The organism is Bacillus sp. FSL K6-1005 (assembly GCF_038000225.1).
Taxonomy (GTDB): domain Bacteria; phylum Bacillota; class Bacilli; order Bacillales; family Bacillaceae; genus Bacillus; species Bacillus mojavensis.
Genome location: NZ_JBBOBP010000001.1, coordinates 124,774 through 142,758 on the forward strand (window position 1 = coordinate 124,774; position 17,985 = coordinate 142,758).

The 17,985-nt window shown below is 43.0% G+C and carries 18 protein-coding genes; 16 read left to right on the forward strand and 2 right to left on the reverse strand.

The annotated features are described in order from the left end of the window. Complete coding sequence (gene hprF, locus NST16_RS00575) at positions 1 to 522, forward strand: heptaprenylglyceryl phosphate O-acetyltransferase (RefSeq protein ID WP_010332019.1); 522 nt, start codon at positions 1 to 3, stop codon at positions 520 to 522. 20 nt (positions 523 to 542) lie between these two features. Here the strand turns inward: hprF and NST16_RS00580 are convergent, their stop codons facing one another. Together NST16_RS00580 and NST16_RS00585 are read right to left on the reverse strand one after the other, a co-directional pair. After that, positions 543 to 1,208, reverse strand: a complete 666-nt coding sequence (locus NST16_RS00580) for a pectate lyase (protein ID WP_286057904.1) — start codon at positions 1,206 to 1,208, stop codon at positions 543 to 545. 249 nt (positions 1,209 to 1,457) lie between these two features. After that, positions 1,458 to 2,207, reverse strand: coding sequence for a C39 family peptidase (locus NST16_RS00585; protein ID WP_340883467.1), 750 nt, complete (start codon positions 2,205 to 2,207; stop codon positions 1,458 to 1,460). Between the two features lie 247 nt (positions 2,208 to 2,454). Here NST16_RS00585 and NST16_RS00590 point away from each other — a divergent pair, with 247 nt between their 5' ends. From NST16_RS00590 to NST16_RS00660, 15 genes are all read left to right on the forward strand, one after another. After that, entirely contained in the window at positions 2,455 to 3,630 is a 1,176-nt protein-coding gene (locus NST16_RS00590) for an ATP phosphoribosyltransferase regulatory subunit (RefSeq protein WP_268449826.1), read from the forward strand. Further along, positions 3,623 to 4,264: an ATP phosphoribosyltransferase gene (gene hisG, locus NST16_RS00595; RefSeq protein ID WP_010332015.1), complete on the forward strand. Its 642-nt coding sequence runs from the start codon at positions 3,623 to 3,625 to the stop codon at positions 4,262 to 4,264. The genes NST16_RS00590 and hisG overlap by 8 nt, the downstream gene beginning before the upstream one ends. Further along, a complete protein-coding gene (hisD, locus tag NST16_RS00600) occupies positions 4,261 to 5,544 on the forward strand; it encodes a histidinol dehydrogenase (protein ID WP_340883469.1) in 1,284 nt (427 codons plus the stop codon). Before hisG ends, hisD begins: the two co-directional genes overlap by 4 nt. Then, the gene (hisB, locus tag NST16_RS00605) at positions 5,541 to 6,125 is read left to right on the forward strand and encodes an imidazoleglycerol-phosphate dehydratase HisB (protein WP_168748839.1); all 585 of its coding nucleotides are present in this window, start codon (positions 5,541 to 5,543) and stop codon (positions 6,123 to 6,125) included. Before hisD ends, hisB begins: the two co-directional genes overlap by 4 nt. Beyond that, positions 6,126 to 6,764: an imidazole glycerol phosphate synthase subunit HisH gene (gene hisH, locus NST16_RS00610; RefSeq protein ID WP_340883473.1), complete on the forward strand. Its 639-nt coding sequence runs from the start codon at positions 6,126 to 6,128 to the stop codon at positions 6,762 to 6,764. It begins immediately after the preceding gene. Further along, entirely contained in the window at positions 6,761 to 7,498 is a 738-nt protein-coding gene (gene hisA / locus NST16_RS00615; protein WP_340883475.1) for a 1-(5-phosphoribosyl)-5-[(5-phosphoribosylamino)methylideneamino]imidazole-4-carboxamide isomerase, read from the forward strand. The genes hisH and hisA overlap by 4 nt, the downstream gene beginning before the upstream one ends. Next, positions 7,495 to 8,253 carry an imidazole glycerol phosphate synthase subunit HisF gene (gene hisF, locus NST16_RS00620; RefSeq protein WP_340883476.1) on the forward strand — a complete coding sequence of 253 codons (759 nt, stop codon included), beginning with the start codon at positions 7,495 to 7,497 and terminating at the stop codon, positions 8,251 to 8,253. Before hisA ends, hisF begins: the two co-directional genes overlap by 4 nt. Further along, the gene (gene hisIE, locus NST16_RS00625) at positions 8,250 to 8,870 is read left to right on the forward strand and encodes a bifunctional phosphoribosyl-AMP cyclohydrolase/phosphoribosyl-ATP diphosphatase HisIE (RefSeq protein ID WP_229149400.1); all 621 of its coding nucleotides are present in this window, start codon (positions 8,250 to 8,252) and stop codon (positions 8,868 to 8,870) included. The genes hisF and hisIE overlap by 4 nt, the downstream gene beginning before the upstream one ends. A gap of 211 nt (positions 8,871 to 9,081) precedes the next feature. Then, positions 9,082 to 9,804 (forward strand): lipoprotein YvcA, encoded by a 723-nt coding sequence (locus tag NST16_RS00630; RefSeq protein WP_340883479.1) that lies wholly within the window; start codon positions 9,082 to 9,084, stop codon positions 9,802 to 9,804. A gap of 123 nt (positions 9,805 to 9,927) precedes the next feature. Beyond that, a complete protein-coding gene (locus tag NST16_RS00635; protein ID WP_340883481.1) occupies positions 9,928 to 10,617 on the forward strand; it encodes a lipoprotein YvcA in 690 nt (229 codons plus the stop codon). 620 nt (positions 10,618 to 11,237) lie between these two features. Then, positions 11,238 to 11,960, forward strand: a complete 723-nt coding sequence (locus NST16_RS00640) for a lipoprotein YvcA (RefSeq protein WP_340883483.1) — start codon at positions 11,238 to 11,240, stop codon at positions 11,958 to 11,960. A gap of 1 nt (position 11,961) precedes the next feature. Continuing rightward, on the forward strand, positions 11,962 to 13,869 hold the full coding sequence (locus NST16_RS00645; protein WP_340883486.1) for a DUF6792 domain-containing protein: 1,908 nt from the start codon (positions 11,962 to 11,964) through the stop codon (positions 13,867 to 13,869). 14 nt (positions 13,870 to 13,883) lie between these two features. Then, the gene (locus NST16_RS00650; RefSeq protein WP_286057914.1) at positions 13,884 to 14,243 is read left to right on the forward strand and encodes a hypothetical protein; all 360 of its coding nucleotides are present in this window, start codon (positions 13,884 to 13,886) and stop codon (positions 14,241 to 14,243) included. A 178-nt stretch (positions 14,244 to 14,421) separates the two neighbouring features. Beyond that, positions 14,422 to 16,185, forward strand: coding sequence for an ABC transporter ATP-binding protein (locus tag NST16_RS00655; protein ID WP_168748833.1), 1,764 nt, complete (start codon positions 14,422 to 14,424; stop codon positions 16,183 to 16,185). 127 nt (positions 16,186 to 16,312) lie between these two features. Then, positions 16,313 to 17,767 (forward strand): tetratricopeptide repeat protein, encoded by a 1,455-nt coding sequence (locus NST16_RS00660; protein ID WP_326334263.1) that lies wholly within the window; start codon positions 16,313 to 16,315, stop codon positions 17,765 to 17,767. Positions 17,768 to 17,985: the final 218 nt, after the last annotated feature.

The following is a 17,985-nucleotide window of genomic DNA, read 5'->3' on the forward strand; positions in this document are numbered from 1 at the left end:
GTGAGAAAAACAGACCGGCATCCGGTATCAGGAGCTAACTCACTGTGGCATGTCTATCAAACGGTGCCTTTTTTGAAGGTAGTGAAGAATTTCATTGTCATTCAAATTGCGAGATATACACCGTTTATAGGAATGAAAAACTGGCTGTATCGTACGTTTTTGCGGATGAAGGTCGGAAAGCAGACATCCTTTGCCCTCATGGTGATGCCCGATATTATGTTTCCGGAAAAGATCTCAGTCGGAACGAATTCAATCATCGGATACAATACGACCATTTTGGCTCATGAGTATTTAATTCAGGAGTATCGAATCGGTAAAGTCCTGATCGGAGACGAAGTGATGATCGGCGCCAACACGACCATTCTGCCAGGCGTGGAAATAGGGAATGGCGCGATCGTGTCCGCTGGAACGCTTGTCCATAAGGATGTGCCAGCCGGGGCATTTGTCGGCGGAAATCCGATGAAAATCATATACACGAAGGAAGAAATGCAGGATAGAATAAAAAGCCCGCGGATCAAATAACCGCGGGCTTTTTCTGTATATTAAAATTGGGTATTGTTTTTTTCCGTTACATGCTGGACGCCGATCCATTTCTTGCCGACGTTGGAGTATCTTGTGTTCGTCATGGTGACAGTGCTCGTTTTACTGTCCGTACGGAAAATCGCTTCCTTCATGTTTGTGATGGTGCATCTGTCGATAATAACATCGGTATGGAAAGTCGACCCGCCCAGCTGTCTTATAAACTTTCCGCCGTTATCCGCAGTGAAGTTTTTCACTGTAAACGTGCTGGCTTTATTGATTTGAAAGATTTTATCAGAAGCTTTTTGAGCAGAACCGCCGTCAATGGTTACTTTTCCTTCCTTCTTCACAGTTAACGCGTCCTCTCCAACATCTTCCCACGTCACATTCTGAATGTTAACGTTTCCATAAGTGTGCACGCCATCAGCAGCAGGAGCGCCGAGCACTACATTTTTCAGAGTTGCTCCGTCTTCCACACGAAAAACAGGCTTTTGGTTTTCAGACTGGCTTCCGTCACCCAATTCTTTTCCTGCTACAAACCGCTGTCCCTTCCCGTCATATGTTGTATTTTTTGGCACGATAATTGTTTCATGAACCACTTTGTCAGCTGCATAAGCAGTTAATGTCTGAAACTGGCTGAAGCCCATAACCAAACTGAACATAAATAGGATAGACACGATTTTTTTCAATGATAAAATCCTCCCCGGCTATTTTTAGTTTTGTAAGAGAAGCGTCAGCATCTTGCACCGGCTTCTCTCACATAGATCGGGGCAAGGCTGAATCTGTATTAATCATAAAAATAGCCCGCCTGAAAGTAAAGATAAATTTGGATGATAAATGGAAAATGCGTCATTGTTACCTGATGTAAACATCAAGCATGAATATTGTCGTATTTGCTCAGGAGAGAGCATAAGGAAAGCTTGTGAAAACGGGCAGCTTTACTTTTGAACGACTACCGCTTGGCTGCCCATTTGCACCCATGCTTTTTCAAAGCTGGTCCGGTCTGTTTTTCTGTTTTTATAGCCATAAGGGTCATTCACATAAACGTAATTTTCATCATAACCCGTGACGGCGACACTGTGTTCGCTGTACGTGATATCGATCGTTCCGTTTGGCGTTTTCCATGTCTGCATGTTGTCAACAGGTGTAAAGTTGGCTGTCGTGATAACCCAAACCGGGTTGCCTTTCTCAAGCTGCTCATAAACAGCAGAGATGCTTTTTCCTGTCAGATCAGAAACATTGTCCCCCGCATAGGTTTTAGCGAGCTGATAGATCGGGCCGTGATAGACACCTAGCCCCGGGCCGTTCGCCATATCACCGACAAATCCGTCATTCGGATCACCTTTTAATCCGCTGCTGTATGTCAAAGGCACTGTTGCAATCTGGTTTGCCAGTGTATTCTTTGTCACGTTGTATCCCGCATAGTTCAGCACCATAGCAAGGCTCGTCACCTCACAGCCATTATAGAGTCTTGGTGTATCCATCTGATTGTAAAGCGTGACGTCCAGCGGCTCGGCGATTCCTCTGAGTTTCTTCTCTTTGTTTGCAGCTGTTTCATATTCATTCTTCGTTGCACCGATATCAATTTTGAAAAACGAAATATCTATATCTTTTGCATATATTTTGATGCCGAAGAAAATGACAGCAGAAAGTATGATCAGTACACATAACGTTCGCAGTGTTTTCATTTTTAACTCCTTGTTCTCTATTTGATTTGTATTATAGCATGCCAAACATAAAGAATTTGAGATATGACTGACCTTTCATTCTTTATTCATGATTTTTTCATATTTAGGAGGAGGATTTCTGAATGATACATATTTGTGAAAAAGTTAAGGATTGATTTCCATTCTTTCATCTGCTAACATATTATCATATTAGCGAACTAAAGGATTCGGAATTTTCCTTCAAACAATGACGGAGGTGCTCGGGTTGATGTTTATGTTTGAAAAACCGCACGGCATGAGAGATACACTGCCCGGTTTATATGAAACGAAAAATAAGGTGAGGCAATCGTTAACCGATATGATAGATAAATGGGGCTATCAATTTATGGAAACACCTACGCTGGAGTTTTACGATACGGTTGGTGTGCAGTCAGCAATTGAAGAGCAGCAGCTGTTTAAGCTTCTGGATCAGGATGGCAAGACACTGGTGCTTCGCCCGGATATGACAGGGCCGATCGCAAGGGTGGCGGCTTCAAAGCTGCTGAAACATGATCAACCGCTCAGAGTCGGCTATGCGGCAAATGTGTTCAGAGCCCAGGAACGCGAGGGCGGACGTCCTGCCGAGTTTGAGCAGGTTGGAGTGGAATTGATTGGTGATGGCACGACAAGTGCGGATGCAGAGGTTATTGCCTTAGTAGTCGGTGCGTTAAAAAATGCCGGCCTGACTTCATTTAAAATTGCAATCGGCCACGCAGGCATTGCAGATGCCCTGTTTGTTGAGGTGCTCGGGAATGTTGAACGCGCAGACGTGCTCCGGAGGTTTTTATATGAAAAGAATTATGTCGGCTACAGAGAGCACGTCAAATCTCTTCCGCTTTCCTCCATTGATAAAAACAGGTTACTGGAGCTTCTCGAATTGCGGGGCAGTATAGAAGTATGCGAGCGTGCAGAAGAAATCGTCGATTCAGTGCAAGGAAAAAGTGTTGTTGATGAACTGAAGGCACTGTGGGAGATTCTTGAAGACTACGGATGTACGGAAAATGTCCGTCTTGATCTGAATATGGTCAGCCATATGAGCTACTACACTGGGATTTTATTTGAAGTGTACGCGGAAAGTGTCGGCTTTGTGATTGGCAGCGGCGGGCGTTATAACAAGCTTCTGGGACATTTTAATTCACCAGCGCCGGCGACGGGTTTTGGGCTCCGGATTGACCGAATGATTGAAGCGCTTCATATGAAAGACGAACCCAGTGAAATCGATGCTGTCATTTTCAGCAAAGAGCAGAGGGTGCAGGCCATCGCTTTTGCGAATGAAGAGCGTTTGAAAGGAAAAAAAGTTGTTCTTCAGGATTTACTGGGGATTGAAAATATTGATCAGATGACAAAATCATTTGCAAATGTCACTTATTTTATCGGTGCCAGAAAGGAAGAGCAAAATGGGTAAGTTACTCACAATGGCCATGCCGAAGGGGCGAATATTTGAAGAAGCAGCAGGGCTGCTGCGGCAGGCGGGATACAAGCTGCCGGAAGAGTTCGAGGATTCCAGAAAACTGATCATCGATGTGCCGGAGGAAAATCTCCGCTTTATTTTGGCAAAGCCGATGGATGTGACCACATATGTGGAGCACGGCGTGGCAGATGTCGGAATTGCGGGGAAGGATGTCATGCTGGAGGAGGAGCGCGATGTATATGAGGTGCTGGATTTGAAAATCAGCAAATGCCATCTCGCTGTTGCCGGACTTCCTGATACCAACTGGAGCGGCGTCGCGCCGAGAATTGCGACAAAGTATCCGAATGTAGCTTCCGGTTATTTTAGAGAGCAGGGAGAGCAAGTCGAGATTATTAAGCTGAACGGCTCAATCGAGCTTGCTCCTCTTATCGGGCTTGCGGACAGAATAGTCGACATCGTATCTACGGGACAGACGCTTAAAGAAAACGGACTCGTTGAAACAGAGCATATTTGTGATATTACCTCCCGCTTTATCGTCAACCCTGTAAGCTATCGCATGAAGGACGATGTCATCGACGAAATGGCGTCCCGTTTATCTCTTGTTGTGGAAGGAGAACCGGCAAAATGAAAATCAAAACCATTAGCGGCGCGGATCGGCTTTCTCTCAAGCGGTCAATTGATGCCGGAACGGAAGAACAAAGAAACGCGGTCCGATCCATTATTGAACATGTAAAAGCAAATGGTGATCAGGCCGTTCGTGACTACACGGCCAAGTTTGACGGCATCAAGCTCGACAGCGCATTGATCACAACAGAAGAAATTGAAGAAGCATACAGCTTGCTGGATCCCCAGCTGCTGCAGGTGATCAGGCGAGCGATCAAAAACATTACTGAATATCACGAAAGACAGCTTCAATCTTCCTGGTTTTATCACAGAAAGGATGGCACAATGCTGGGACAGAAAGTGACGGCACTTGATTCTGCCGGCGTTTATGTGCCGGGCGGAACTGCCGCATATCCGTCATCTGTTTTGATGAATGTCATTCCGGCGCTTACAGCGGGCGTGGAAAGAATCGTTCTTGTCACACCACCGGGAAAAGACGGACGGCTGTCTCCGGGAGTCTTAGCCGCCGCTGCTGAGCTGGGCATCAAAGATATTTACAAAATGGGAGGGGCTCAAGCAATTGCGGCGCTGGCATATGGGACAGAAACCATTGAGCCGGTCGATAAAATTACAGGCCCGGGAAATATTTATGTCGCGCTTGCCAAACGAGAGGTGTTCGGTGATGTCGATATTGATATGATTGCCGGACCGAGTGAAATCGTTGTGCTGGCTGATGAAACTGCTATCCCTCGTGAAATAGCCGCCGACCTGCTGTCACAAGCGGAACACGACATGCTTAGCTCATGTGTGCTTGTCACAGATTCCATGCCGCTGGCTGAGGCCGTTTCAGCCGAGGTGAACGAGCAGCTTAAAACCTTGCCGCGCATAGATATTGCGGAAGCTTCAGTGAGAGATTATGGATGTATTTATGTGGCTGAGACGATAGATGAAGCGGTCAATACAGTCAATACGCTCGCCCCGGAGCATTTAGAAATCATCACACAGTCTCCCGAAGCTTTGCTTGGCAATATTAAGCACGCGGGTGCAATTTTCTTAGGCCGATACAGCCCTGAACCAGTCGGAGATTATTTTGCCGGACCGAACCATGTGCTTCCGACGAATGGGACGGCCAGATTTTCAAGCCCATTAAACGTCACGGATTTTCAAAAGAAATCGAGCATTATTTCATACAGCCAATCAGCCTTTGAAGAACATGCGGAAAGCATTGCAGCTTTTGCCAGACTGGAAGGATTAGAAGCGCATGCCAGGTCAATCGAAGCGAGAGAACGGAGGAATTCGAAATGAGAAAAGCGGAACGCGCCAGAACAACAAATGAAACGGATATAGAACTGTCATTCGCAATAGACGGTGAAGGACAAGCAGAAATCAAAACAGATGTGCCGTTTATGACGCATATGCTGGACCTGTTCACAAAACACGGGCAATTTGATCTTTCCATTCATGCAAAAGGTGATGTCGATATTGATGATCACCACACAACTGAAGATATCGGCATTTGCTTAGGGCAGGCTTTGCTTGAAGCACTAGGCGATAAAAAAGGCATCAAACGCTACGGCTCGGCGTTTGTGCCGATGGATGAGGCGCTTGCTCAGGTAGTGGTTGATTTAAGCAATCGGCCGCACTTGGAAATGCGTGCTGACTTTCCTGCAGCGAAAGTCGGAACTTTCGATACTGAGCTTGTACATGAATTTTTATGGAAGCTGGCGCTTGAAGCACGGATGAACTTGCACGTGATCGTTCATTACGGCACAAATACACACCATATGATAGAAGCTGTTTTTAAAGCCTTAGGACGCGCGCTTGATGAAGCGACAATGATAGACCCGCGTGTCAAAGGGATTCCGTCAACGAAAGGGATGCTGTAAATGATTGGTGTGATAGATTACGGAATGGGCAATTTATACAGCGTCTCAAAGGCGCTGGAGCGTGTCGGCGTACCGTACTTTGTTTCTGGCATTCCGGAGGAGCTGAGTAGAGCCGATGCTTTCATTTTGCCGGGAGTCGGGTCGTTTGGGGACGCGATGGACAATTTGCGCAACGCCAATCTCGATCAATTCATTCATAAGATGGTGTCAGAGGAAAGATTGCTTCTTGGGATCTGCCTCGGCATGCAGCTTTTGTTTCATGAGAGCGAAGAGCATGGAACCGCTGCAGGTCTCGGTTTGTTAAAGGGAAAAGCAGTCAGGCTGAAGCCGGAAGATCAGCAGGGAAACAAGCTGAAGGTTCCGCACATGGGATGGAACCGCCTCTCCTTTCAGAACGAATCTCCGCTGCTGGCCGGAGTGGAAGAAGGCTACGCTTATTTTGTCCATTCCTATTATATTGACGGAATGGATGACGACGCGCTACTGGCAAGTGCCGAGTACGGTGTGCAGGTGCCTGCGGTTGTCGGAAAAGAGAACATCTTCGGCGCTCAGTTTCACCCGGAAAAAAGCAGTGCGGTCGGAATGTCTATCTTAATCCAATTCACAAAAATGGCAGCAGAACAGAAGGTGAAAAAATGAGTGCTTTTACATTATATCCGGCCATTGATATGAGAAACGGCAAATGCGTGCGTCTCGTTCAAGGTGATTACAGCAAGGAAACCGTATACGGCGATTCGCCGTTCGACATGGCCTCGTTATTTGCAAGTGAGGGGGCTGAATGGATTCATCTAGTTGATCTTGACGGCGCGAAGGAAGGAAAAAAAGTAAATGACCGTCATGTCATCGAAATTGTACAAAAGCTCAATCTGAAAGTCGAAATCGGCGGCGGCATTCGTGCGGAAAGCGACGTCTACGATTACTTATCGGCAGGAGTCGATCGCGTGATCCTGGGAAGCTCTGCTGTTTCTGATCCGCCGTTTGTAAAAAAAATGCTGAAAGAGTATGGCGAAAGGATAGCCATCGGGCTGGACGCAAGAAACGGCTTTGTTTCAACAGAGGGGTGGCTGGAAACCTCAAGTCTTAAGGCGACTGAACTCGGCAAAGAGCTCGCCAACGAAGGCGCAGAAGTTTTTATTTTTACTGATATTGCGACAGACGGGATGCTGTCAGGCCCCAATATCGAAAGCACAGTGGAACTCGCGAAAGAAACCGGAAAATCTGTCATCGCCTCTGGCGGAGTCAGCTCTGTTGCGGATCTTGAAGCTCTTGCCCGTTATCATGCGAATGGGGTTTCTGGAGCCATTATCGGAAAAGCGCTGTATACCAACCAGTTTACACTTGGCGAGGCGATTGAAAGGATGAAGGGGAAATGATAACAAAACGGATTATCCCTTGTCTTGATGTGAAAGAAGGGCGCGTTGTCAAAGGGATTCAATTTCTTGAACTGAAGGATGCCGGTGATCCTGTCGAGCTGGCGGAAGTATACGACCAGGAAGGCGCGGATGAACTGGTGTTTCTTGATATTTCCGCTTCGCATGAAGGCCGTAAAACGATGGTTGACGTCGTAGAGCAGGTTGCTGCAAAGCTTGCGATTCCGTTTACAGTCGGAGGCGGCATCAATCAGCTTAGCGATATGAAAACGATTCTGCGTGCCGGCGCGGACAAAGTTTCTGTAAACACGGCAGCTGTTCTCCGTCCCGAGCTGATTACCGAAGGCGCGGCGTTTTTCGGATCTCAATGTATCGTACTCGCCATAGACGCCAAGTACGACGAAACATCTGATTCATACAAGGTCTACACGCACGGCGGCAGAAAGAAAACGGATTGGGAAGTTACAGCATGGGCGAAGGAAGCCGTCAAACGCGGAGCCGGAGAAATCCTGCTGACCAGCATGGACTCAGATGGGGAGAAAAAAGGCTTTGACCACAGGCTGACAAAGCTCGTGTCAGAAGCTGTTCCGGTTCCTGTCATCGCCTCCGGGGGAGCAGGAAACGCGCAGCATATGCTCGAGGCTTTTACAATTGGAGAAGCGGACGCCGCGCTGGCTGCCTCCATTTTCCACTATAAAGAAACATCAATTAAAGAAGTGAAATCATATTTGAAAGAGTACGGGGTGAATGTGAGATGAAACAGGCAGATGAACTGCGTTTTAACGAAGACGGATTAATCCCCGCCATCGTGCAGGACGCGGCAAGCAAAGAAGTGCTGACACTTGCATATATGAACAGGGAATCATACGAAAAAACAATGGAAACAAAAGAAACATGGTTTTACAGCCGCTCGCGGCAGGAGCTATGGCACAAGGGAGAAACATCGGGGAATACGCAAGCCGTCAAAGGCATCCGATATGACTGCGACCAAGATGCACTGGTCGTGCTTGTAGAGCCGTCCGGTCCGGCATGCCACACCGGCAGCTACAGCTGTTTCACAAAGGAACAGACAGAAGAACAAACCTCCGGCCGATTTGACATCATAAGTGAGCTGGAGCGCGTCATTGCAGAACGCCAAGCTGAAATGCCTGAAGGAGCTTACACCACTTACCTCTTCCAAGAAGGCGTAGATAAGATTTTGAAAAAAGTCGGCGAAGAAGCATCAGAAGTCATCATCGCCGCCAAAAACCGTGACCACGAGGAACTGAAATGGGAAGCGGCAGACCTGCTGTATCATCTCCTTGTCCTGCTCAGAGAACAAGCATTGCCGCTGGATGATGTGCTTGAAGTGCTGAGAAAACGCCATTCTGAATAGTAAATGGAAAGAGCCGTATGATAACGGCTCTTTTGTTTTGTGAAAAAGTAATAGGCATTTAGAAAAGTATGCAGTGTTTTACATTTCGAGACAAAGCTAGATTTCCTAGTTTATTTGAATTCCGCCATGGTATAACATGGAAAAGGGCTAAATATACCCCTTATCGGAGTCATTAGACTATTATTCTCAGAAAAAAACGTGGAGGTTCGTCATGAAAAAGATCATCTTTATCTGCTTTAGCTTACTAGCCCTGACAGCAGGGTGCAGTATGAGCGACAATGAAAAATCCAGCATAAATGACGATAAAACAGAAGCCGTAAAACCAAAAGACATGGATCCAAAAGACCTGCCGCAAGTTCCCGCGTTTCAGGACGAGAAAACGAGAGAATACATCGTGTCAACTAAGGAAGCGGAGCCTGGGTACTATTTGCTTGAATCTAAGTTGAAAGAGTTTAGGATGTTGTTTCCGGAGAATGCGAAATATCTAGCAAGAAGATCATCGTTAACCGGGAAAAATAAAGAAAGTATTGGATTTAATAGTTATGATAAAGACACCAATGTAATGTTTGATGGGCATGTAACATATTACAAAGAAGAGAGTTTTGTGAATGAATCTGAAACAATGCTAGATATTGTAAGCGGGAAGAATGATTATAAATGTGAAAACAAAAAAAGCAGTAAAAAGAACAAGGATATATACTTTGCTAAGAAAAAAGACATCTTTGACGATATTGATAGAAAATATAATGATTCATACAGTTACTTCGGATATGTGAAATCTACAGAAGAAGATAACTTAGGAGTAGAATACGCCTTTACTTTCGGATGCAAAAATGAAATTCAACCATGCTCTTTAGATGAAGAAAAGGCTAAAAATAAAGTTGAGAAATTAATTAATTCTATCAATTTTTTATTAAATAAAAAGAACAAATAAGAATGGAAATCAAAAATTCTTCAGTTATGCAAGTGAAGTTAAGGAAATCAAAGCAAATGAGGATAAAAAAACACTTTGCAATAAGGTTTTTGGTAGGTAGCATAAAACCCTTGGAGGTTCGTCATGAAAAAGATCATCTTTATCTGCATCAGCTTATTACTTGTCCTAACAGGAGGATGCAGTATGAACGACAATGGTAAAAACACCACAACAGAAGCCGTAAAACCAAAAGACCTGCCAAAAGTACCTGCATTTCAGGACGAGAAAACGAGAGAGTACATAGTGTCAACGAAAGAAGAAGAGCCAGGGTATTATTTGCTTGAGTCTAGGCTGAAAGGGTTTAGGATGTTGTTTCCGGAGGATACGGAGTATTCCGACTCTGAAACTTCAAATACAAACGAGTCACTATATTTTGATAGTGTTAATAAAAAAACGAATATAGTAATGAATGCGTCAGTAAAGTTCTATCAAAATGAATCGTTTATAAACGAACCGGAGACTATGTTGGATATTGTTAGCAGTAAAAATGAATACAAAGGTAATTTTGAGAAATTAGAAACGAAGGATAAGGATATTTACTTTGCTACAAAACAAGAAAACTTTAACAAAGAAGAGAAATCATCTTATATTTATCTTGGTTATATAAAATCAAAAAAACAAGATTCTTTAGGGATGGAGTATTCTTTTATGTTTAGCTGTTCAGCAAATGCACAGACATGTAAGCAAAATCCAAAAGACTACGAAAAAAAAGTTGAAAAAATACTAAACTCTGTTGCCTTTAATTTAGAGAGCGGGAAGAGGGGAAGTGAATAACATAATATAGAATAAAGAACATTTGTTGATGTGCACAAAAAATACAAACATTGATGTCAACGGAATAGTCATTATAGAAAGGTTCCCGATGAGGACGTTCCCCTATCCCTAAATTTTTTCATAGTGTTCGGATGACTATAAAATATAGGCCAAACAGTTTGCTATCGCATCAACCGATATAGATGCAGAGCTTGTCAACAGTATTTTTAGCGCTAATGGATATGATTTTTCAGTTGTTTGCCTTTGAGCTTCTGATGAAACCGAATTCATTATACCGCAAGGAATGATTCAACGATTCGATTTCAATGATTTTGTTTGGAAGAGCTGTTTTATTCATCTTGTTAGGATCAAAGTTAGCTTATCTCAAGGATGTCCTATTCAAAAAAAGACAGTAATATCTGTACGAGACTGCCGGGGGAACTCGGTGGTCTTTTTGGTGTGTGGGTTTATTATCCTATTAATTAAGTTCTTCCTTCTGTTATATTAGGTGAAACCAATCCGAATTTCCTATTTATCTAATTTATTCCATGTTGTAACATGAATAAGGATAAAATAATTACTTTGTAACAGGGTCATTAGTATGATTTTGAAAAAAACAGTAAAACCCTTGGAGGTTCGTAATGAAAAAGATTATCTTTATTTGCTTCAGCTTATTACTTGCCCTGACAGGAGGATGCAGTATGAACGACAATGATAAAAACACCACAAATGACAATAAAACAGAAGCCGTAAAACCAAAAGACATGGACCCAAAAGACCTGCCGCAAGTTCCCGCGTTTCAGGACGAGAAAACGAGAGAGTACATGGTGTCAACGAAGGAAGAAGAGCCTGGGTACTATTTGCTGGAGTCTAAGTTGAAAGGATTTAGGATGTTGTTTCCGGCGGATGGGGAATACGTACCTGATATGTCCAGTACAGGAGACAATGAAGAAACAATAGTATTTGATAGTTTTAATAAAAAAACTAACATTCAATATGATGGTCAACTGGATTATCATCAAGACAAAAGTTTTGCAAATGACAAGGATACAATGCTTGACATCGTAAGCGGAAGAAACGGTTATAAAGGAAAATACGGAGAAAGAGAGCTATCTGATAAAATTGTATATTCTGCTCAAAAGAAAAGTGTTTTTGATGACGTAGACGGAAAGAACAATTATTCTTATAGATTTTTTGGCTATGTTAAATCTACCAAAAAGGATTATCTAGGAATAGAATATTCCTTTAGATTTGCTTGTTATAAAGATGAAGAACCTTGTTCATTAAAAGAAGAAGAAGCCAGACAAAAAGTTCAAAAAATAATAGACTCCATTACCTTTTTAAAAGTTAAAAAGGAGAAATAGAATGGAAAACAAAAATATATTTGAAAATGAAAATGTGAAACTCCGTTTAATTAACTTAGAATACGATTATAAAGAAAAATTTGCTTCTGATAATGAGCATGAAACAAAGAAAGCTAAAGCCGATTTTGAAGCTGAGGTCCGAAGAATTTGCAAAGAAGAAACACACCAAGAGCTTCCAAAAAACGTGGAAATATATACATCAAATGAACTTTTTAAGAAAAATTCAAACGTGGATACATCAATAAGAGAATCCGGATATGATGGTACAGCAATTTATATTAAGGATGACAAACAACACATTAATCAACTTCATATTATTTCAGAGGGTAGTGCAGATAACGAGGATTGGTCATACAATTTCTTCGGTCTCTTTTTAGGGATAGATGACAGCCAGTATCAAGCGACAAAAGAGTTTACAAGAAAAGCAAAAAAAGAAACAATGGATTCTAATGATTTAAAGACCTTTGCTATGGGTCACTCACTGGCTAATAATAATCAGGTGATGGTTCAATTAATTGATGGGGAATTTGATGAAGTTTATGGAGTTAACGGAGCTCAAATAAGTGTTGATCACCTATTAGCAACTGATTTGAATTTGAGAGATAAGATAATGCATAAATTTCATATTAGACGCTTAAAAGATATTAATGATATCCCATCAGAAAAGCTAAAAATAGAAATCCAAAAATATTATGAAGACAAAGGCGTCACAGCAAACATCACCCAACGCATCTCAAAAGATGACCCGCTGTACGGAGTCAGCGGCAAGGCGGATTTCATTACATTTGGCGATGTGAAGATGGCGGATACGAACACAAGTGTGAAAGGCATCCGAAACATTATGGATGGGATTCCTGATGAAGACGTAAGGTCGATGCAGGAATACCTTCAAAAATATAAGGGTGACTATGAAAAAGACGGCTTAAACGGTTTTGTAAAAGCAGCCAGCGGGATAGACATAGAATTGATAGAAAAAGTAAAGCATACAGACGGCGTTTTAGCGAAAGCAAGTGTTATTTATGAAGATTTTGATGATGTTAAGCAAATGTATGGCCGAATTAAAGAGCAGCTGCCAGCCTTTTTAGGTTTTCTTCACACCCTGTTGGGGAACAGCGGGCCTATTGTAGATCAGCTTGCTGAAAATGGTTATATTGATGATACACAGAAAAAAGTCATAAAAAAAGAATTATCTAATCTTAATGCGAGTATGAAAGGTATAGAATTACGATACGATGATTTCATTGATCATCTAAAGCACGGCCAATTCACGCAAGCTCTAAATGATGTTGGTGAAATTGTGGAGTATGTAAAATCAATGATTTCTTCTTTTGAAACGCTAGACGCAGAAACAAAAGACGCATTAAAACTCATCGTCGACGGCCACAGCATCGTCCAAATGCTGAACGCATTATCAAAGGAAAAAGGCTTCAGCTATAAAGGCTCCGATATTTACTTTACAGGGAAGAGCGGCTCGGGAGAAACGATTAAAGTCAATATCTCGTCCGCTGTCAGAATCTATCAAAACGGCATGAAGATCGTTGAAGATATGGAAGATGCGATTTCTGCGTACCAAAAGGTATTCCGGCAGGAAATCGATGAAGCGTTTATAGACAAAAAACAGGCAATCATCACGGCGATTCAACATATGGAAGAAAACCCTTCGCAATATGCCTTCGATCTTCAATTCCGGCTTGCGGCCGGTTTCAGTCACACATTCGATAAATTAGAGAAAATATCAGTTCATGAATCGTTCCATACAGGTGCACTCCCTGCTAATGACGGAATTGTTGCAGAACTCAAAAAACAGACAACGGAAAAAAAGAATTTTATCAAAAATATCCGCGAGAGCATCGAAAAGCTATTTGAAAAAGAAGAAATGATCTCACAGTTATTCGATTTTCAGCCTTAGGAGGAATAGACAGAGTGACTTCCTTATTTTCAGAAAGTGAAACAGAAGTTGTATCAACCACCTATATGTTTCTAACCCATGACGAAATGAAGGGGAAAGCAGGCAGTCTCAATAAACCCATCAACGACATTCTCAGCCTGACTAAAAAATTCGAATCTGCATTAAAAGAAGAAATCAAAGGGCAAAAAGGAATGATTGTCAAAAAAATAAAAGAAGAGCTTGAATCGAAAAGCGAAAAGCAGAAGACTGCACTTCAAACGATAAAAGAGGAGCATGCTGCAAAGGTTGACCGGTTCAAAATGATCATTGAGGACCTGAGACAGCAAGATGTTACCTTAACGTACCGAAAAAAGAAGCCTGAAAAGGATCTATAATATGAAACGTCTCCTATTCGAGTCATGAATAGGGGATTTTTATTTTCATTGTACAAGAAAAATATACTGAAAAAGTCTCTCTCCATTGATATGATTTAGAAAGAGTAAAAATAATCCTATTATATTCCGTTCAACCTTGCTGACCGCGTAAAGGGATTGAAACAGGAGGAAAAATACTATGCCAACACAGCAACCTAAAAGAAAATTCAAAGCTTTTTTTGCATTAGTGAAACAGACAAACCCATCCTATGGAAAGCTCGCCTTTGCGCTGATTCTCAGTATTGTCACAACACTGGTCAGCCTGCTGATTCCTCTATTAACGAAACAGCTTGTCGACGGTTTTTCCATGTCAGCGCTGTCCGGCACGCAAATCGGGCTGATTGCGCTCGTTTTTCTTATCCAAGCCGCTTTAAGCGCCTACGCTACATACGCACTAAACTATAGCGGGCAAAAAATCATTTCTGGGCTAAGGGATTTATTATGGAAGAAATTAATTAAGCTTCCTGTATCTTATTTCGATACTAACGCTTCCGGTGAAACTGTCAGCCGGGTCACGAATGATACGATGGTGGTAAAAGAGCTGATTACCAGCCATATCAGCGGATTTATAACAGGCATCATTTCGGTCATTGGATCACTCACCATCTTATTCATTATGAACTGGAAACTGACGCTGCTTGTTTTAGTTGTTGTTCCATTAGCAGCTCTGATCCTAGTGCCGATCGGGCAGAAGATGTTTTCTATTTCTCGGGAAACCCAAGATGAAACCGCACGTTTTACGGGGCTGCTGAATCAAATCCTTCCGGAAATCAGGCTTGTGAAGGCTTCAAATGCAGAGGAAGTCGAATATAAACGCGGGAAACTGGGGATTTCTTCATTATTCCAGCTTGGGGTTCGTGAGGCGAAGGTGCAATCTCTTGTCGGACCGCTTATTTCTCTCGTATTAATGGCCGCGCTCGTGGCTGTTATTGGGTACGGCGGTATGCAGGTGTCATCAGGCGAATTGACTGCCGGGGCACTCGTGGCTTTTATTTTATATTTGTTTCAAATCATTATGCCGATGGGCCAGATTACAACGTTCTTCACACAGCTGCAAAAATCAATCGGTGCAACAGAACGGATGATTGAGATTTTGGCAGAGGAAGAGGAAGATACCGTCACAGGAAACCAAATTGACAACGCGCATCTCCCTATCCGGCTCGATCATGTGTCCTTTGGCTATAATGCTGAGCAGCTGATCTTGAAGGATATCAGCGCCGTTATTGAAGCGGGAAAAGTAACAGCAATTGTTGGACCGAGCGGCGGCGGAAAAACCACGCTGTTTAAGCTTCTTGAGCGTTTCTATTCTCCGACTGAAGGAACCATTCAGCTGGGAGATGAGCCGGTGGATACGTATTCGCTCGAATCGTGGCGTCAGCATATCGGCTATGTGTCACAGGAAAGTCCGTTAATGTCGGGAACGATCAGAGACAATATTTGTTATGGGCTAGAACGCGAGGTAACGGATGCCGAAATCGAAAAAGCAGCGGAGATGGCATACGCTCTTAATTTTATTAAGGAGCTGCCGAATCAGCTTGATACTGAAGTGGGTGAACGCGGCATCATGCTGTCGGGCGGACAGAGACAAAGAATTGCGATTGCCAGGGCGCTTCTACGGGACCCGAGCATTCTGATGCTTGATGAAGCGACTTCCAGCCTCGACAGTCAATCTGAAAAATCAGTGCAGCAGGCACTTGAGGTGCTGATGGAAGGCCGGACAACAATTGTCATCGCTCACCGCTTATCGACTGTTGTAGATGCAGATCAGCTATTATTTGTTGAAAAAGGGGAAATTACGGGACGGGGCACGCACCATGAATTAATGGCTTCCCATGACCTTTACAGAGATTTTGCTGAACAGCAGCTGAAAATGAATGCGGATTTAGAAAACAAAGCCGGGTAAATTCTGGTTGATTCAGCCAGTAAAAAAAAGAGGAGGGATTTTCCCAATCCTTCCTTTTGAACTATTGAGGAGCTTACGATTTATGGTATACTACTGACGGTAATATTGTATAAAACGGAGGGTAGTTGTGGGAAAACACACTTCTGAACATAAAAATCACGCACAAATTGTCCAGCTGCTTCAAGATGGACATTATTTTTTTCATAAAGGTTTGAAGGCGTATAAAGAACGCAATTTGAAGCGGGCAAGCAAACTGATCCAGCGCGCGGTTCATTTGGAGCCGAAGGATTCAGAGATGCTTTCGCAGCTTGCGGTCATTTATTCAGAGATGGGGCAATACCAGGAATCAAACGATCTGCTTGATTATATTTTGGCGAATCTGGAGACGGAAATGCCGGAATGTCATTATTTTAAAGCAAATAACTTTGCCCATCTGGGACTCTTTCAGGAAGCTTATAAAGAAGCTGCAGCTTATTCAGACGCTGATCCGGACGGTGAATTTTCCGAAGAGAATGATAGTCTGCTTGATCTGCTTGATTTAGGAGACGGCGGGCCTGAGGATTCTCTATATGATCAGGATGAATTGCTTATCAAACAAGACCGGGCGAAGTCATTGCTTGAAAGCGGTCAGCTTGCTGAAGCTGTTGCGGCTCTTGAGGAAATCACAAATGAATATCCTGAGCTTTGGTCCGCTTATAATAATCTCGCCCTTGCCCACTTTTATTCCGGCAATGTTGTGAAAGCGAAACAAACGGCTTATAAAGTGCTAAATAATAATGAAGGAAATCTTCACGCTTTATGTAATCTTCTCGTTTTCTACTATTATGAAAGAGAAGATGAAAAGGTGGCAGAGCTGAGTGATCAGCTTTCAAATGTATATCCGATGTTATTTGAACAGCGCTATAAATTGGGTGCCACCCTGTCGCTTGTCGGTCGCTATGATATCGGGTACAAATGGCTCAGATCACTATATAAAAGCGGTTTTGAAGGAGACGATACATTCTATTACTGGCTCTCGTGCTCTGCTTACTTTACGGGCCATACAGAATTTGCCGAAACGGTATGGAGAAAAGTCGAATCGCAATATCCCGGAGCGGACCGTCCGGCTCCATGGGTTGAGCGGCGGGAAGTACTTCCTTCGTCAGTAGAACAGCGATTGGCTGCCTATTATATCAGCAGCACCAAGGGTGAAACGGAGCATCTTGAAGCAGTGATACGCTCGAAGCGCATCACCGCTCCTTTTGAAAACCATTTCGTTAAGCTGCTCTTGCACGGAGATTCCGCAGCAGCAGATGTGTCAGAGGATGCGCTTTTTGCTTATCAAACGGTTAAATTGCTGGAAGAAGCAGAACAGGATGAGATGAAAACAGAAGTCATGAGCTGCTGGGTATTCCATGTGATACAGCAAATCCGCGCAGCGGGGCCGCTGAAAAATGTGAGCGGATGGGCTGCTGCTATCTACTATATTTGGAAAGAAGCCCACGGCAAACATGACACCAAAAAAGAAACGGCAGCCCAATTTGGCATCTCTCCGGCCACTTTGACGAAATATATGAAATATATTGATGATATTTTAGAATAGTATATTTATGGAGAGTTGATTCGCAGAATCAACTCTTTTTTTATTCTATAAATTATATTTTAAAAATAATATCGACAGGTTTTTTATCAATTTAAGAAAGATGACAAATGATGTGCAACCTGACATCTGTTTGAAACACAAATGTAATAAAATTTATCGCTAATTTGTCGAAACTTGATGGTATAATGATTCTCGTACATAAGGAATTAGTGTTTTTT

What these genes read in the sequence shown, in the direction of transcription:
- NST16_RS00585 (WP_340883467.1), bottom strand. Translation starts at nt 2,207, where the DNA reads ATGAAAACACTGCGAACGTTATGTGTACTGATCATACTTTCTGCTGTC.
- NST16_RS00590 (WP_268449826.1), top strand. Translation starts at nt 2,455, where the DNA reads ATGTTTATGTTTGAAAAACCGCACGGCATGAGAGATACACTGCCCGGT.
- hisG (WP_010332015.1), top strand. Translation starts at nt 3,623, where the DNA reads ATGGGTAAGTTACTCACAATGGCCATGCCGAAGGGGCGAATATTTGAA.
- hisD (WP_340883469.1), top strand. Translation starts at nt 4,261, where the DNA reads ATGAAAATCAAAACCATTAGCGGCGCGGATCGGCTTTCTCTCAAGCGG.
- hisB (WP_168748839.1), top strand. Translation starts at nt 5,541, where the DNA reads ATGAGAAAAGCGGAACGCGCCAGAACAACAAATGAAACGGATATAGAA.
- hisH (WP_340883473.1), top strand. Translation starts at nt 6,126, where the DNA reads ATGATTGGTGTGATAGATTACGGAATGGGCAATTTATACAGCGTCTCA.
- hisA (WP_340883475.1), top strand. Translation starts at nt 6,761, where the DNA reads ATGAGTGCTTTTACATTATATCCGGCCATTGATATGAGAAACGGCAAA.
- hisF (WP_340883476.1), top strand. Translation starts at nt 7,495, where the DNA reads ATGATAACAAAACGGATTATCCCTTGTCTTGATGTGAAAGAAGGGCGC.
- hisIE (WP_229149400.1), top strand. Translation starts at nt 8,250, where the DNA reads ATGAAACAGGCAGATGAACTGCGTTTTAACGAAGACGGATTAATCCCC.
- NST16_RS00630 (WP_340883479.1), top strand. Translation starts at nt 9,082, where the DNA reads ATGAAAAAGATCATCTTTATCTGCTTTAGCTTACTAGCCCTGACAGCA.
- NST16_RS00635 (WP_340883481.1), top strand. Translation starts at nt 9,928, where the DNA reads ATGAAAAAGATCATCTTTATCTGCATCAGCTTATTACTTGTCCTAACA.
- NST16_RS00640 (WP_340883483.1), top strand. Translation starts at nt 11,238, where the DNA reads ATGAAAAAGATTATCTTTATTTGCTTCAGCTTATTACTTGCCCTGACA.
- NST16_RS00645 (WP_340883486.1), top strand. Translation starts at nt 11,962, where the DNA reads ATGGAAAACAAAAATATATTTGAAAATGAAAATGTGAAACTCCGTTTA.
- NST16_RS00655 (WP_168748833.1), top strand. Translation starts at nt 14,422, where the DNA reads ATGCCAACACAGCAACCTAAAAGAAAATTCAAAGCTTTTTTTGCATTA.